Annotated in this window: 15 protein-coding genes; 9 read left to right on the top strand and 6 right to left on the bottom strand. The window is 68.6% G+C overall.

The genetic code is table 11. The features are described from left to right. Positions 1-13 precede the first annotated feature (13 nt). Entirely contained in the window at positions 14-1,240 is a 1,227-nt protein-coding gene (locus E3O57_RS11675; protein WP_103479253.1) for a cysteine desulfurase-like protein, read from the bottom strand. A 69-nt stretch (positions 1,241-1,309) separates the two neighbouring features. Between E3O57_RS11675 and E3O57_RS11670 the strand changes: the two genes are divergently transcribed. Both E3O57_RS11670 and E3O57_RS11665 read left to right on the top strand, forming a co-directional pair. Beyond that, on the top strand, positions 1,310-2,206 hold the full coding sequence (locus E3O57_RS11670) for an LssY C-terminal domain-containing protein (RefSeq protein ID WP_103460129.1): 897 nt from the start codon (positions 1,310-1,312) through the stop codon (positions 2,204-2,206). Next, entirely contained in the window at positions 2,203-2,676 is a 474-nt protein-coding gene (locus tag E3O57_RS11665; RefSeq protein WP_103479254.1) for a hypothetical protein, read from the top strand. The genes E3O57_RS11670 and E3O57_RS11665 overlap by 4 nt, the downstream gene beginning before the upstream one ends. A gap of 12 nt (positions 2,677-2,688) precedes the next feature. Here the strand turns inward: E3O57_RS11665 and E3O57_RS11660 are convergent, their stop codons facing one another. From E3O57_RS11660 to E3O57_RS11650, 3 genes are all read right to left on the bottom strand, one after another. Beyond that, complete coding sequence (locus E3O57_RS11660; protein WP_103479255.1) at positions 2,689-3,513, bottom strand: aldo/keto reductase; 825 nt, start codon at positions 3,511-3,513, stop codon at positions 2,689-2,691. A 32-nt stretch (positions 3,514-3,545) separates the two neighbouring features. Next, positions 3,546-4,760, bottom strand: coding sequence for an MFS transporter (locus E3O57_RS11655; RefSeq protein WP_103460132.1), 1,215 nt, complete (start codon positions 4,758-4,760; stop codon positions 3,546-3,548). Between the two features lie 164 nt (positions 4,761-4,924). Beyond that, positions 4,925-5,824, bottom strand: coding sequence for a rhodanese-related sulfurtransferase (locus tag E3O57_RS11650; protein WP_103479269.1), 900 nt, complete (start codon positions 5,822-5,824; stop codon positions 4,925-4,927). A gap of 86 nt (positions 5,825-5,910) precedes the next feature. Here E3O57_RS11650 and E3O57_RS11645 point away from each other — a divergent pair, with 86 nt between their 5' ends. The 7 genes from E3O57_RS11645 (at position 5,911) to E3O57_RS11615 (ending at position 12,509) form a co-directional block, all read left to right on the top strand. Further along, on the top strand, positions 5,911-6,447 hold the full coding sequence (locus tag E3O57_RS11645) for a YbhB/YbcL family Raf kinase inhibitor-like protein (protein WP_088454879.1): 537 nt from the start codon (positions 5,911-5,913) through the stop codon (positions 6,445-6,447). Positions 6,448-6,701: 254 nt separating this feature from the next. Then, positions 6,702-8,297, top strand: coding sequence for an HNH endonuclease signature motif containing protein (locus E3O57_RS11640; protein ID WP_134456599.1), 1,596 nt, complete (start codon positions 6,702-6,704; stop codon positions 8,295-8,297). Further along, positions 8,294-8,512 (top strand): hypothetical protein, encoded by a 219-nt coding sequence (locus tag E3O57_RS18920; protein WP_194088221.1) that lies wholly within the window; start codon positions 8,294-8,296, stop codon positions 8,510-8,512. Before E3O57_RS11640 ends, E3O57_RS18920 begins: the two co-directional genes overlap by 4 nt. A gap of 170 nt (positions 8,513-8,682) precedes the next feature. After that, positions 8,683-9,777, top strand: coding sequence for an alpha/beta hydrolase (locus tag E3O57_RS11630; protein WP_241990387.1), 1,095 nt, complete (start codon positions 8,683-8,685; stop codon positions 9,775-9,777). Between the two features lie 90 nt (positions 9,778-9,867). Then, complete coding sequence (locus tag E3O57_RS11625) at positions 9,868-10,614, top strand: nucleoside phosphorylase (RefSeq protein WP_103479257.1); 747 nt, start codon at positions 9,868-9,870, stop codon at positions 10,612-10,614. Next, positions 10,614-11,921 (top strand): amidohydrolase family protein, encoded by a 1,308-nt coding sequence (locus E3O57_RS11620; RefSeq protein WP_103460135.1) that lies wholly within the window; start codon positions 10,614-10,616, stop codon positions 11,919-11,921. The genes E3O57_RS11625 and E3O57_RS11620 overlap by 1 nt, the downstream gene beginning before the upstream one ends. Before the next feature lie 9 nt (positions 11,922-11,930). Then, the gene (locus E3O57_RS11615) at positions 11,931-12,509 is read left to right on the top strand and encodes a thioesterase family protein (protein ID WP_103479258.1); all 579 of its coding nucleotides are present in this window, start codon (positions 11,931-11,933) and stop codon (positions 12,507-12,509) included. A gap of 3 nt (positions 12,510-12,512) precedes the next feature. Here the strand turns inward: E3O57_RS11615 and E3O57_RS11610 are convergent, their stop codons facing one another. Beyond that, positions 12,513-13,073: an SRPBCC domain-containing protein gene (locus tag E3O57_RS11610; RefSeq protein WP_088454885.1), complete on the bottom strand. Its 561-nt coding sequence runs from the start codon at positions 13,071-13,073 to the stop codon at positions 12,513-12,515. A 75-nt stretch (positions 13,074-13,148) separates the two neighbouring features. Further along, a complete protein-coding gene (locus tag E3O57_RS11605; protein WP_103479259.1) occupies positions 13,149-14,708 on the bottom strand; it encodes an NAD(P)/FAD-dependent oxidoreductase in 1,560 nt (519 codons plus the stop codon). Between the last annotated feature and the right edge of the window lie 398 nt (positions 14,709-15,106).

The raw sequence follows: 15,106 nt of genomic DNA, 5'->3' as shown, positions 1-15,106 counted from the left end.
TGGCCGAATGCGGTCACCGGAGCACAAAATCCGTGATCGCCGCCAGCAGCACATCGATCTCGCCGGGGGTGCTGTACGGGGCCAGGCCGATGCGCAGGGCGCCGGCCTCCCCCAGGCCCAGGTGCCTGGAGGCCTCCAACGCGTAGAACGATCCGGAGGGCGCGAGGATCCCACGCTCGAACAGGAACTCGGTGGCGTCGGCGGCACTCCGGCCCGCGAAGCCCACCAACACCGTGGGGGTGCGCTCGACGGCCCGGGAATACACCGTCACGCCGGGCAGGGCGGCCAGCCCGGACTCCAGCCGGTCGCGGAGGGAATCCTCGTGGGCCTCGGCCAGTTTCAGCGAGGAGCGCAGCAGCGCCCGGCGGCTGATGCTCGGCCGCGCCGCCACCCCGGTGGTCAGCTCGCCGAGCCCCGCGAGGAAGTCGACGGCGGCCCTCACCCCGGCCAGGGTCTCGTACGGCAGGGTGCCGAGTTCGAAACGCTCCGGCACCACATCCGTCGATGGCAGCAGCTTGTCGGGGTGGATGCCGGCCAGCAGCGCCGGGTCCGCCGCGAGCACTCCGCAGTGCGGGCCGAAGAACTTGTATGGCGAGCAGACGAAGAAGTCCGCGCCGAGCACGGCGAGGTCCACGAAAGTGTGCGGCACGTAGTGCACGCCGTCGACGAAGAGCAGCGCCCCGGCCTCGTGCACCACCGCGGCGATCTCGGCGATCGGCGGCCGCGTGCCGATCAGGTTGGAGGCGGCTGTCACCGCCACGAGGCGGGTGCGGGCGGTGAGCACCGCGGCCACCGCGGACGCGGGCAGTTCACCGGTCTCCGGGTCGAAGTCCACCCAGACCACGGTGGCGCCGGCGCGGTCGGCGGCCTGCAACCAGGGGCGGATGTTGGCGTCGTGGTCGAGCCTGGACACCACGATCTCGTCGCCGGGCGCCCAGTCGCGCGCGAGGTGGCGGGAGAAGTCGTAGGTGAGCTGGGTGGCGCTGCGTCCGTAGACGATGCCGTGCGGGTCGGCGCCGAGCAGGTCGGCCATTGCCGAACGGAATTCGGTGACGGCATCGTCGGCGTTCCGCTCCGAGAGGCTGCGGCGGCCGCGGATCGACAGCGGGCCGGTGAGGGTGTCGAGGATGGCCTGTCCGACCCCGAGCGGGGTCTGCGTGCCGCCAGGGCTGTCGAAGTGCACGGTTCCGGCCGAGAGGGCGGGGAAATGGGCGCGGATCGATTCGACGTCGTAGGTCACCCTGCCATCCAAGCATTGATCCGGCGACCGCCGCCGCCGCTGACGCCGACACCGAACTACCATGGCGCCATGCCAGAGACCCCGGCGGTGCCCTCCGGACGCCGGCGCGTCTCGCCCGGGGCGGTTCTCGACGGGTTTTTCTTTGTGCTGGCCGGCCTCGCGTCGGTGTGGCTGGCGGTGCTGCTGGCCACCGAGAGCCTAGGCCTGGGCTGGGGGCTGCTCTGGTTCGCGGTGCTGTTCTGGGCGCTGCTGGCCTATCTGGTGCTGCCGCGCCTGCACCGCATCCTTACCCGGCTCTATGTGCCGGACTACTTCATCGGCCGCACCCGCACCAGCGACGGCCTGCTCGGCGACCCGGTCAACCTCGCCGTCATCGGAAGCGCCGAACAGCTGCACGCGGCGCTCGCCGCAGCCGGCTGGAACCGGGCCGACGACGTCACGCTCGCCTCGAGCTGGCGCATCGTGACCGCCACGGTACGCCGGCGTAGCTATCTGCGGGCGCCGGTGAGTCCGCTGCTGCTCTTCGACAGGGTGCAGGACTTCGCCTATCAGCAGGAGGTGGCGAACAACCCGGCCAAGCGCCACCACGTGCGCTTCTGGCGCTGCCCGGACGGCTGGATGCTGCCCGGCGGGCACCGGGTGGACTGGGTGGCGGCGGGCACCTTTGACAGGGCGGTGGGACTGTCGCTGTTCACCTTGCAGGTCACCCACAAGATCGACGAGCACACCGACATCGAACGTGACCACGTCGTGGCGAGCATCCGGCGGGCGGTGCCGCAGACCCGCCTGGTGCTGATCCGGGACTTCGCCACCGGCTACCACTCCCGGAACGGCGGCGGCGACAACATCCAGACGGATGGCGACCTGCCGGTGATCGACCTGCGCGGGATGCCTCTGATCGGGACGCCGCCCGGCACGGCGCTGCCCGATGGGGGAACCGTCATCGAATTGACCGGGCTGTCGTGACGGGCACGGTCGCCCCCGGCAGGGTCAAGCGTCCCCCGTCGGTGATCGGCGGGGTGCTGCTGATGGGGGTGCGGGCGCTGACGGGTGGATTCGCCATCCTCACTGTCGTCCTGTCGTGGGACAGCTTCGTGGGTACGATCGTGGTCAACGGCGAGAAGCTCGCTCGGAGCGACCCGCCGGCCGCCGGTGCCGTGCTTGGCTGGCTGCTCGCGGCCTACGGGCTTTACCTCGTGCTCTACCTGGGTCTGGCCGTGCTGGTGTTCACCGGCCACAACTGGGCCCGTGTGGTGGCGATGTCGTTCGCCTCGGTGAGCATCCTGCTCTCGTTCGCCGACTACGCGCTCAACGGCGCCCAGATCACCCTGCGCACATCGCTGGTGAGCGTCACGATCGACATCCTGATCCTGCTCGCGCTCTCGAGCACCCAGGCGCGCCACTACGCCCGGGCCGCAAGGGCGTCCCGGGCGTAGCGGTGAAACAACTCAGCCGTTGAACTCGACCGGGTCCGGGCCGATCCGGGAGTCGGTGTTCAGGCCGTCGATCAGCAGCAGGTCGGCGGGGCTGAGATCGAAGTCGAAGACGGCCAGGTTCTCAATGATGCGGCTGGGCGTGACCGACTTGGGGATCACGATGCGGCCCTGCTGCAGGTGCCAGCGCAGGATGACCTGCGCGGGGGAGCGGCCGGCGCGGGCGGCGACGTCCGCCACGACGGGGTCGGCCAGCAGGCCGCCCTGCGCGAGCGGGCTCCAAGCCTCGGTCGCGATGCCCTGCGCCGCGTTGGCGGCGCGCACCGCCGTCTGGGTGAGGCGCGGGTGCAGCTCCACCTGGTTCACGGCCGGCACGATCCTGGAGGTATGGGTAAGACGCTCGAGGTGCTCGGGGGCGAAGTTCGAGACGCCGATCGCTCGTACTCGCCCGTCGGTGAGCAGCTGCTCCATGGCGCGCCACGACTCGATGTAGTTGTCGTTGGCCGGTGCGGGCCAGTGGATCAGGTAAAGGTCAACGTAATCCAGGCCCAGCGCGGCCAGGCTGGCCTCGTAGGCGGCAATCGTGCTCGCAAAGCCCTGGTCGCTGTTCCACAGCTTGGTGGTGATGAACAGCTCGTCGCGCGGGATGCCCGACGCGGCCAGGGCACGGCCGACGCCGGCCTCGTTGCCGTAGATGGCGGCGGTGTCGATGCTGCGGTAACCGGCGTCGAGGGCGGCGGTCACGGCCGCGGCGGTCTCGTCGTCCGGCACCTGGAAGACGCCGAAGCCGAGCTGGGGAATCTCGACACCGTTGTTCAGGGTGATGGTGGGGATGCTCATGCGGTGGTCCTTTTGGTTCGGGGTGCGGGGGATCAGGAGGCGGTGGTGACGAGGGGGGTGGCGCTCGCCGCGGGGTCCGGCGCGGCGCTGGGCGGGGTCAGCACATTGCGGCGGGTGGCGGCCACGATCATCACGATCGCGGCGGCCGCGGTGATCGCGGCACCGGCCCAGAGCGGCGAGGTGTAGCCGAGGCCCACGCTGATGGTGATGCCGCCGATCCAGGCGCCGAGGGCGTTGCCCACGTTGAATGCGGCGATGTTGGCGCTGGAGGCCAGGGTCGGCGCGGTGTCGGCGTAGAGCATGATGCGGGTCTGCAGCCCGGGCACGGTCCCGAAGCCGAAGCCGCCCATCAGCACGAGCGCAATCACGGTGGCGACCGGGTTCGCCGCGGTGAGGGCGAAGAGCGCCATCACCACCGTGAGCCCGATCAACAGCACCACCAGGGTGGGATCGAGCCGCCGGTCGGCCGCCTTGCCGCCGAGGATGTTGCCCGCGAAGAGGCCGGCGCCGAAGACCACAAGCAGCCACGGCACGGCCCCGCTGGAGAAGCCGCTCACCTCGGTGAGCGTGTAGGCGATGTAGGTGAAGGCGCCGAACATGCCGCCGAAGCCGAGCACCGTCACCACCAGGGAGAGCCAGACCTGGCTGGAACGAAAGGCGCGCAGTTCGCCGCGCAGGTTGCTGACGTGCGCGGTGTCGTCGGTGGCGCGGGGCACGAGGACCACGATGCCGGCCAGGGCCACAACGCCGATCACGGTGATCGCCCAGAAGGTGGCCCGCCAGCCGAAGCTCTGGCCGATGAAGGTGCCGAACGGCACGCCGAGAACGTTGGCGAGGGTGAGGCCGGTGAACATGATGGCGATGGCGCCGGACTTCTTGCTCGGCGGCACGAGGCTGGCGGCGACGACGGCGCCGATGCCGAAGAAGGCGCCGTGACAGAGAGCGGCGATGATGCGGCCGAGCAGCATGATCGGGTAGCTCGGGGCGAGTGCCGAGATCAGGTTGCCGATGATGAAGAGCACCATCAGTCCCACCAGAACGTGTTTGCGGGGCAGCCGGGTCACCGCGGCGGTGAGCAGGATGGCGCCGACGGCGACGCTGAGGGCGTAGCCGGAGATGAGCCAGCCGGCGGCGGCCTCGGTCACGGCGAAGTCGGCGGCCACCTCGGGCAGCAGGCCGGCGATGACGAACTCGGTCAGGCCGATCCCGAAGCCGCCGAGGGCGAGTGCGATCAATCCAATGGGCATGCGGAAATTCCTTCAAGGGTGCGGCGGTGCGCGGGCCGTTGGTCGAGCCTGTCGAGGCCACGCGCTGGTAGTTGCAGGCGCGTCATAAATGATTGCACACGCTAGGTAACTGCGCAAGCAACTACTTTTTGCGAGCAAGCGGATGCGTGGTCGGGCTGATCTGCTCAGGCCGCGTGTGCCGCGCAGGCCGGGGCGGCGACGGCCACGCAGTCCGGGCAGGCAACCAGCTGCTCCCGGCAGGACAGGTCCCGGCAGTTGAGCATGTTCTTGGTGCCCGCGCCGCAGACCTGGCAGTGGCCGAGAACGGTGGCGTGGTCGCTGAAATCCACCGACATCCGCTGGTCGAACACGTAGAGCGAGCCGTCCCAGAGCCCGTCGTCGCCGTAGGCCTCGCCATAGCGCACGATGCCGCCCTCGAGTTGGTAGACCTCGCCGAAGCCACGGTCCTTCATCAGTGACGACAGCACCTCGCAGCGGATGCCACCGGTGCAATACGTCACCACGGGCTGGCCCTTGAGGTGGTCGTATTTGCCGCTGTCGAGCTCGGCCGCGAACTCGCGGGTGTTCGCCACATCCGGCACCACGGCACCCCGGAACCGGCCGATCTCGGCCTCGAAGGCGTTGCGGCCGTCGAAGAACACCACGTCGTCGCCGCGTTCGGCCACGAGGGCGTGCAGTTCGGCCGGGGCCAGGCGGGTGCCGCCGCCCACGACGCCGCCGGCATCCACGGTGAGGGCCTCTGGCGAGCCGAAGCTCACGATCTCGTCGCGCACCTTCACCACCAGCCGAGGGAAGTCCAGGCTCGCCCCGGACTCGTCGAGGCCGGTTCCCTCACTCCACTTGAAGTCGATCTCCGCGAACGGTGCGTACTGACGGGTCTTGCGTACGTAGCGCTTGAGGGCGGGCAGGTCGCCGCCCACGGTGCCGTTCAGGCCGTCCCTCGAGATCAGGATGCGGCCGCGCAGGCCCAACGACTCGCAGAGGTCGCGCTGCCACAGGCGGATGGCTTCGGGGTCGCTGAGCGGAGTGAAGACGTAGTAGAGCAGGATCTTCGGAATGGCCACCCCCACATTTTAGGCGGCGGCGAGGGGCGCGAGGCGGCCCACGTAGGCTGAGCCAACCAGACCGCCACCAGATCCTTGGAGTGTGCATGACCACGATCGATCCCTTCGCCCGTTTCGGCGAGGTGCCCCAGTTCAACCTGACCAGCTCGGTGATGACCGACGGTGGCCCGCTGGCCGCCGCCCAGTACGGCGTCGGCGCCGGCGGTCAGGATGTCTCGCCTGACCTGCACTGGAGCGGCTTCCCAGCCGAGACCCAGAGCTTCGCACTCACTGTGTTCGACCCGGATGCCCCGACCGGTTCCGGTTATTGGCACTGGGCGGTTTTCAACATTCCCGCCGACGTCGACAGCCTGCCCACCGGTGCCGGAGTCGCGAACTCGGTGCTGCTGCCCGCCGGTGCCGTCGTCATGCCCAACGAGATCCGCCAGCCCACCTTCATCGGTGCCGCGCCGCCACGCGGAACGGGCACGCACCGCTACCAGTTCGTGCTGCACGCCCTCGACGTCGCAGACCTCGGCGTCGACCCGCAGGCCACCCCGGCCGTGCTCGGCTTCAACGTGCACTTCCACACCCTGGCCCGCGCCGTGCTCGAGGCCACCGGAGTCGCCGGAGGCGCCGCCTAGCCGATCCCGACAACCCTCTATCTCCTCAGGCGGCAGGTCGCTCGTCCGTTAGCCATCCTCTACAACGCGCCCATCCCGTCGGTCGAGCTTGTCGAGACCCAGCAACCCGTTCTCGGCAACGCGCCCGTCCCGTCGGTCGAGCCTGTCGGGACCCCGCGAGTGATCCTCTGCAGTGCGGAAGTGTTTTCGATATCCGTTCCGGAATATGCTGACGTATCCTCGCATATAGGTGCGATTCGTGAGAGAATGGGGGTATGGACGACGAGCTGGATAGTGGCTCCACCGCACCGACGGGAACGACTCCCACCGGGTCGAACCTGCACGACTGGAACACCGGCCTGTCCGGTCCGGATCCTTTCACGGCACTGGATGCCCACAGTTTGAGCGGCACCTCCGACATGAAGGCCGCCGCTGCGGCTGGCCCTGCCACGGGCTCGTCCCGTCCCGACCAGACCGGTCGGGGCCGCTCTAAGCCACGGCCTGAGTGGAGAGACCCGGCCGAGCTGCCCGGGGTGCAGGGCGCGCATACCGGTGCGTTCGGTCAGAAGCTCCAGGCGTTGGATGATGCGGCGCGGACGGTGATGGCGGTGATGGACTCCATCGACGTGAACGCGTTGAGTGACCCGGAGGTGGTCGCGTTGACGCAGATGGTCGAGCGCACCGGTCGGCCGGTGGACGCCGCCCGGGTGGCCACCGCGACCGTGGTGGGTTACCGGGCTCGTACGGGGTTGGGTTCCGAGTCGTTGGCGTGGCGGTTGGGCACCTCGCACCCCACGGATTTGCTGATTCGGTTGACGGGCATGTCGGGTCCGGAGATGAAACGGCGGGTGAGCCTGGGTGAGAAGGTCGCACCGCGGATGTTGGGCGGCCTGGTGCTGGAGCCCGAGTTCCCGTTCGTGGCCGCAGCCTTAGCGGCCGGGGAGATCGGTCTTGATGCGGCGGAGAACATCGTGAAGGGTTTGGCCGACTACAAGGTGCACGGCCGCTTCGACGCCGACCAGTCGCTGGTGGACGGTGGTGAGGCCGAGCTGGTGGAGTCCGCGACCGGGTCCGTGTTCGCCCGCACCCCCGGCCCCGGCGACACCAACACCGATACCGATGGTGCCGGGCCTGCCTGCACGGGGCCGGTCCGGCGTTTGGGTGCGTCGGCGGGGTTCACTTTTCCGGCGGACCGGATTCGGGAGATGGCGGCGACGTGGCAGGCGGTGTTGAACCCGGACGGTGCCGCGCCCACCGCGGAGATCCTGGAGGCCAAATCCACGTTCTCGTTCGGCAAGCTCAGCCAAGGCCTGCACCCGCTGCGCGGTGGGGTGACCCCGGAGCTCAAGGGCATCATGCAGAACCTGTTCAACACGTTCCAGTCCGCGCGCAGCGCCCCCGCGTTCCCGTCCGCGGACGAGCAGCAGCGCATCGAGGCCGGCGAACTCGTGCCCGGCGAGATCCTCGACGAACGCGACGGCGGTCAGAAACGCGCCGATATTCTCCGCGGCATCCTCGTCCAGGTCGCCCAAGACCCCCGCACCCCGACCATGGGCGGAATCCCGCCGACGGTGATGGTGCACGTGAACGCAACCGACCTGATCAACGGGGTCGGCGTCGGTTGGATCGACGGCGTCGAGGGCCCCGTCTCGATGAAAACGATCAACCAGATGGTCGACAACGGCGGCTTCCGGCCGATCTTCTTCGGCGGCACCGGCGCCGTCCTCGCCCTCGGCGACAAAGTCCGCTGCTTCACCCCGCTGCAACGCACGGCGATCACCGCCCGAGACGGCGGCTGCATCATCCCCGGCTGCACCTGCCCACCGCAATGGACCGAAGTGCACCACNATGGACCGAAGTGCACCACGTGACACCGTGGCAAAACGGCGGCCCCACCAACGTCTCGAACGGGGTTTTGCTGTGTTGGTATCACCACCACAACATCGACACCTCCGGATGGCACATCCGCATGGTTCTGGGCATGCCCGAAGTCAAAGCCCCACACTGGATCGACCCCACCGCCACCTGGCGAAAACCACCGCAGCACCGGGCCCACGACCCCAAATACCGCCGGCAAGACGAGTAGCCGCGGCTGATGCAAGGGGACGGTCGATTCAAGCCAAGTGAGAGATTCTCAGGTCATCTCATGGTTGCGCGCCTATGTTCTACACGCGGCAAAAAACGATGCAAGCGCTACCAACGCCAGTCGGCACTTCGAAGCCGCTTCCGGTAGCGCCACGTCGGCAGTAAGGCACCATGTTTCACTCGTCCCCCCACTCCAGCACCAGCTTCGACCCCGCTGCCGGCCCCTCCGCGGACTCGCACCTCACGCACCGGGAAACCGGCCTGTCCAGGGTGCCGGTGTGGCTCTGGAAAGCGATCATGACGCGCATCGCGCCGGGCGAACTGCACAAGTTCAACGCCGACCCGATCGACGACGTCGACTACCACTTCGACCTTGACTACGTGGGCGACGGCATCCGTGATCACCGCCTCGACGTTCTCGTGCCGCACGAGCACCACGACGGTCATCCCGACAGCCACGACGTGACCACGCCACCGAGCCCGCTGCCCGTCTACATCTACTTCCACGGCGGCGGTTGGACGTCCGGCGACAAGGCGCCGCTCACCAAGTACGCTGCCAGCCAGGCGGTCGAGGGCATGGTTGTCGTCAACGCCAACTACCGCATGGCCACTCGATTCAAGATCGGCCACATGCTCGACGACGCCAACGCTGTGCTCACCTGGGTCCAGCGCAACATCGTCGAATACGGCGGCGACCCCACCCGCATCGTTCTCGGCGGCGACTCGGCGGGCGGGCACATCGCGGCCCTGCTCACCGCCGCGGCCAACGACGACACCCTCGCCGCGCACTACAACCTCGACCTGCCGATCGAGGCCGGCCACCTGCGCGGACTCGTGCAGCACTGCAGTATCGCCGACTTCTCGGTCATGTTCGAGCGCGGCTTCGTGCTCAGCCTCAACTTCCTGCGGATGCTGCTTCCCGAACGCAGCCCCGGAATGTCGCTGCGCGACGCCGCCCGATTCCTCTCGCCCATCGAGTGGCTCGACAAGGGCTTCCCGCCGGTCTTCATCACGACCTCCGAGCGCGACTACTTCTACCGGGCCAACCTCAACTTCATCGAGGCCCTGCGCCGACGGTCCATCCTGGCCGACACGGTGATCTACGGCCGGCACCGCACCAACACCCGGCACACCTGGCAGCAGGACGCCCGGCACCCCGAATCGCAGGAGGTCTACCGCCGTCTGGGTTCATTCGTGCGCAAGGTGGCGGCGCTGCCCACCCAGGCTCGGTCCACGCCTGCTCAGGCCGAGCCCGCCCTGGCCTAGCTCCCCGGCATGCGCGGTTCTGCCCGGGCATGGTAGACAAGTTCGACACTTGCCAGGCCATTCGGGCCGCGCCAGCCAAGAGGAGCACACATGAGCCAGGCCGACACGTTCCCGGTGACCGGGCTCCCCAAGACCGGGCTACCCACCCGCGCCCTCGTCGTCGGTGACCCGTTCCGGGCCGAGCAGATCTCCCACCTGCTCGACAACGTGCGCGAGGTCGCCCACCAGCGTGAGTATCGCTCGTTCGTCGGTGACTGGAACGGCAGCACCGTCGTCGTCTCCTCGCACGGTGTGGGCGCCCCCGGCGCCATCTGTCTGTTCCAGGAGCTGATGGATGCCGGCGTGGACACCATCATCAGGCTCGGCACCGCCGGAGCCCTGCTGCGTGGCATCGGCGACGGCGACCTGATCATCGCCGAGTCCTGCGTGCGCGACGACGGCGTCACCCACCAGCTGGTGCCGGAGAGCTACCCGGCCGCCGCGAATCCCGAGGTCGTGATCGCTTTGGCCGAGGCAGCCCGGCGGCACGACGCCCCCCACCACCGAGGAATCGTCTGGACCCGGGCGGCCTTCTACCCGGGAATCATCGATCTCAACCAGGCCGGTTACGTCAAGCTCGGCGTGCTCGCCATCGAAATGGAACTCTCGGCCCTGCTCGTGCTCGCCTCCACCCGCGGCGTGCGCGCGGGCGGCGGCCTCGTGATCGACGGCGCCACCGCCGACGACCTCGTCGACACCACCGGATACGACCCGCATCGCACCGTCGTGGCGGATGGCGTCAGTCGCGGCATCTCCGTCACCCTCGACGCCCTCGTCGCCCTGCCGGAGTTCGTCTGATGGCCACCGACCACGTCGACCTGATCCTCACCGCGGATGCCGTGCTCACCGTCGACGCCGCTGGCACGATCATCGAGGCCGGCGCCGTCGCCATCCGTGCCGGGATCATCGTCGGCGTCGGGCCGGCCGCCGACCTGCTCGCCCGGTACGACGCGGCGGAGGTACTCGAGAGCCCGGGCTGCGTGATCGCCCCCGGCTGGGTGAACACCCACAGCCACTTGGCCATGAACCTGTTCAGGGGCGCGGCCGACGACGTCACCCTCGAGGTGTTCCTCGAGCGGATGGTCGGCGCCGAACTCGCCACCCTCAGCGCCGAGACTGTCGCCGTCGGCACCAGGGCCGGGATCGCCGAGTGCCTCTTGGGCGGCACCACCACGGCGCTGGACATGTACTGGTTCCCGCGGGCCAGCCGCGCTGTCGCGGCGGAGGCCGGATTCCGGCTGCTGAACGGCCCCACCTTCCTCGGCAACGCGGACCCCGAGGGCCGCGACTTCGCGGGCATGCTCGAGGAAGCCAGATCGATCCTCACTGACAACCGCACCGAGTCGCCCGACGACGACCTCTGGGTGATGCCCCACTCGGCCTACACCCTCAGTAGCGACCAGCTGGAGAGCATTCGGGAGCTGGCCGCCTCGCGCGGCGCCCGCATCCACACGCACGCCTCTGAGAGCCTCGGCGAACTGGCGCTGACGGTGCAGGTCAACGGTGACCGGCCGGTCGCCGTGCTCGATGCGGCCGGGCTGCTGACCAACCACACCGTCCTGGCCCATGCCGTGCACCTCACCGACGACGAGGTCACCCGCATCGCCGCCAGCGGCGCCGCCGTGGCGCACTGCCCGATGTCGAACCTCAAGCTCGGCTGCGGCATCGCCCGGCTGCCCGAGCTGTTGCAGCACGGCGCCGCCGTGGGCTTGGGCACCGATGGGGCCGCCTCCGCCGGTTCCCTCGACATGTACGCCGCCGTGCGGATGGCCGCGCTGCTGCACAAGGGCACCAGCAACGACCCCACCATGATCAGCGCCGAACGCGCCGTGCGGCTCGGCACCGTCGACGGCGCCCGCGCCCTCGGTCTGGCCGACGTGGGCACGATCGAGCCCGGCATGCAGGCCGACCTCCAGGTCGTGCGCATCGACACACTGAACAGCAGCCCCGGCCGTGACCCGTGGTCTGCGCTGGCCTACACGGCCACGGCCACCGACGTGCGACACGCCGTGGCCCGGGGCCGGATTGTGCTGCGCGACAGGGTGCTGCAGACCATCGACGAGACGTCGGCCCTGCGCGAGCTGTCGGAGGCCGCCGCCCGCTAGCATCATCGGGTGCACCTGTTCTTTCGAACCCTGCTCCATAGCCTGCTGTCGCGCTTCGGCCCACGCCTCGGGCACTACGACGTCGCCCGCACGCGGTTCATCACCCTGCCCACCGACCAGGACATCCTGCGGCACATGAACAACGGCGTGTACCTGTCGATCATGGACATCGCCAGGTTCGACATGCTGCACCGCACCGGAATCTGGGCGATCTTCCAGGCCAAGGGCTGGTATCCGGTGGTGGTGGCCGAGACCATCAGTTTTCGCAAGTCACTGACACTCGGCCAGCGGTTCACCGTCGAGTCGCGCATCTTGGGTTTCGACGACAAGGCCGTTTACGTCGAGCAACGCTTCGTGCGGCCCGTTGAGGGCCCGGATGCGAGACCGGGCGACGTCGAGGTCTACGCCCGCGGCTTCATCCGCGGCCGGTTCCTCAAGCGCACGGGCGGCGTGGTCACCATCGACGAACTCACCGACGCCGTCGGTGCCGTGCCCGCCGAAGTGAGCGTGCCCGACTGGCTGCTCGAGTGGAGCGCCGACGTGGCCATGCCCGCTACCCGGGCGCCGGCCCCCAGCATCTGGGAGTAGTGGCTAGGCGCGGTCCTCGCTTGCTGGCGCAGGGGTGGGCTTGGGCACCAGGAGCTCTTGATAGTGACTCTGCAGCGCGGGGTAGTACTTGCTGAACGACGGCAGCGGGTGGTGGGTGCGGGAGGCGACGAGCCTATCGAGGTAGTAGTCCCAGACCGGCCCGAACGTGGCGGCCTCGGCGGGGGAGTGCAGCCGCAGCCCGAAGGTCAGCACGGTCTTGCCGGATCCGCCCGACAGATGCGCCATCACCCGCCAGGCATCCTCGCCCTCGCCGATGTCCAGCGCCAGCTTCTTGAATTCGACACATTCCAGAATGCTCACGTACTCCCACTGCGAGTCGTTCTTCGATTCCATCCGGAACCGCACGGCCCCGGTTCGAGGGGACCCTGTGTAGGTGCCGATCCAGCCGTGCAGGCCCTCGGGTTTGGTCACGGCCTCCCACACCGACTCCGGGGCCGCCGGGAAGATGCGGTCGAAGAGCAGGTAGAGCCCGTCCTCCCGGTGGGCGAACCGCCCTGTGGCGTGGGCGACGTCCGGCGGACCGGGCAGGGGCTGGGTGGGCATGGTGACCTCCACGTTGAGTGAAACACGAGCCTTCCCTCTGAGGCTATGCCTAGTTCGAGGCCGCCGCCAGAGTCCTCAGTCGCCCTCGAGCACGGCCATGGCGGCGTTGTGCCCGCCGAGTCCGCTCACCCCGCCGCCGCGCCGAGCGCCGGCTCCACAGAGCAGAATCCGCGGATGCCGGGTAGCCACGCCCCAGCGCTGGGCGGCGGTGTCCCTGGGCGCGTCATCTTCCAGGAACGGCCAGGACAGGAGCCCGTGGAAAATGTCCCCGCCGGGCAGGTTGAGCGCCGACTCGAGGTCCGCGGTGGTCTTGGTCTCGATGCACGGCCTGCCGTCGGCATCCCGGAGCAGCAGGTCCTCGATGGGTTCGGCCAGCACCGAGTTGAGGGAGGCCAGAACGGCGGCCTGCAACTGGGCCCTGACGGCGGTGTTGTCCAGGCGGGTAAGCCGGTCGGGGGTGTGCAGGCCGAACACCGTGAGGGTCTGCGCGCCGGCCGCCACCAGTTCCGGCGAGAGGATGCTCGGATCGGTGAGGGAGTGGCAATAGATCTCACAGGAGACCAGATCGGGGACCCGGCCCGCACTGGCCTGCCGATACGCGTCCTCGAGCTGGCTGAGCGTCTCATTGATGTGAAAGGTTCCGCCGAACGCGGCCTCGGCCGACACCGACGCATCAAGCAGGCGGGGAAGTCGGCTGAGCAGCAGATTCACCTTCACCTGGGCGCCCTCGGGCTTCACGGTGTCCGGTGTGCGCTCACCAAGCAGGCCGTCCAGCACCCACGGTGCCACGTTCGCCAGCACGTGGCTTCCCACGGTGCTCTCGTCCCGGAGTTCGTGCCGGTAGCGCACGGTGCCGTCCGGATCGATGCTGGTGACCTCTGCGCTCGTCAGGATGCGCGCACCGGCCTGGCGGGCAACTCGCTCCAGCTCCCCGGTCACCGCACCCATACCGCCGACGGGTACATCCCAGTCGCCGGTGCCGTTTCCGATCGAGTGGTAGAGAAAGCAGCGGTTCGCATCCAGTGACGCGTCATTCACCGAGGTGAACGTGCCGATCAGGCCGTCGGTGGCCACCACCCCGCGCACGAGGTCGGAGCCGAATCGCCGGTTGAGCATGTCGCCGAGGGGATGCTCGATGAGCTCGTCCCACAGGGCGTCGTCGCCGACCAGCCGGCGGGCCTCTGACCGGGTGGGAATCGGCTCGCACACCGTGGGGAACAGCGCACGGGCCAGATGCCCGAGGTCGCCACCGAGTTGCTGCCACCCCGCGATGTCCGCCCCGGCTCCAATCCGGTCGAAGGAGGCCCGCGTCGCCTCGGCATCGCCCGCATCCACCAGCAGGCCGGTCGCCGGGTTGGCCGGATCCGGGGTGTACGACGAGTACCGCCGCCGCGCCAGCTCGATCGACAGGCCGAGCTCGTCGATGATGCGGGCAGGCAGCAGGCTCACCAGGTACGAGTACCGGGACAGACGGGCATCCACCCCGGTGAAGGCGGCAGCCGATACCGCTGCTCCGCCCACGTGGTCGTCCCGTTCGAGAACCAGCACCCTCCGCCCGGCCTTGGCCAGATAGGCCGCGGCGGTGAGGCCATTATGGCCGCCTCCGACGATCACGATGTCGTGCGTGGAGTCCATGAAAGAGCCCTTCTCAAGCGCCGATGCTGGTCTGTCGACCCTATCCTCGCTAGGGCGACACGCCCGGGATGCGGATGGGATTTGCGACCCCCCCAGAATCCCCGTAATGTCATCTCTCGTCACCCCACAGGTTCGGAAAGCCGAAGAGCTACCGGCCTCAAGCGGGACCAAATCCAAGCAGAAAAGAAAGCGATTCTTCGCTTTGTACAGCTTGATGAAGTTTGCTTCGAATTCCCTAATCGGAAATCCACGCAGACAACAAGAACAAACATCGAAGTGCCCCGGAGCGACAGCCATTAGGCCTGAAGTCGGGTGCGTCCGATCCTTGAGAACTCAACAGCGTGCACAATGTCAAATGCCAAAAACCTCGGTCGTAGGGTCCCTTTCTAGGGGATACC

The sequence above is a fragment of the Cryobacterium sp. TMN-39-2 genome (genome assembly GCF_004402745.1).
Lineage (GTDB): Bacteria > Actinomycetota > Actinomycetes > Actinomycetales > Microbacteriaceae > Cryobacterium > Cryobacterium zongtaii.
The sequence above is the reverse complement of the archived record's forward strand: the minus strand, read 5'-3'. Positions and strand labels throughout refer to the sequence as shown.

Bases quoted from the DNA above. Each gene is read 5' to 3' on its own strand.
- E3O57_RS11670 (WP_103460129.1), top strand. From the start codon at position 1,310: ATGCCAGAGACCCCGGCGGTGCCCTCCGGACGCCGGCGCGTCTCGCCC.
- E3O57_RS11660 (WP_103479255.1), bottom strand. From the start codon at position 3,513: ATGAGCATCCCCACCATCACCCTGAACAACGGTGTCGAGATTCCCCAG.
- E3O57_RS11655 (WP_103460132.1), bottom strand. From the start codon at position 4,760: ATGCCCATTGGATTGATCGCACTCGCCCTCGGCGGCTTCGGGATCGGC.
- E3O57_RS11645 (WP_088454879.1), top strand. From the start codon at position 5,911: ATGACCACGATCGATCCCTTCGCCCGTTTCGGCGAGGTGCCCCAGTTC.
- E3O57_RS11630 (WP_241990387.1), top strand. From the start codon at position 8,683: ATGTTTCACTCGTCCCCCCACTCCAGCACCAGCTTCGACCCCGCTGCC.
- E3O57_RS11625 (WP_103479257.1), top strand. From the start codon at position 9,868: ATGAGCCAGGCCGACACGTTCCCGGTGACCGGGCTCCCCAAGACCGGG.
- E3O57_RS11620 (WP_103460135.1), top strand. From the start codon at position 10,614: ATGGCCACCGACCACGTCGACCTGATCCTCACCGCGGATGCCGTGCTC.
- E3O57_RS11610 (WP_088454885.1), bottom strand. From the start codon at position 13,073: ATGCCCACCCAGCCCCTGCCCGGTCCGCCGGACGTCGCCCACGCCACA.
- E3O57_RS11605 (WP_103479259.1), bottom strand. From the start codon at position 14,708: ATGGACTCCACGCACGACATCGTGATCGTCGGAGGCGGCCATAATGGC.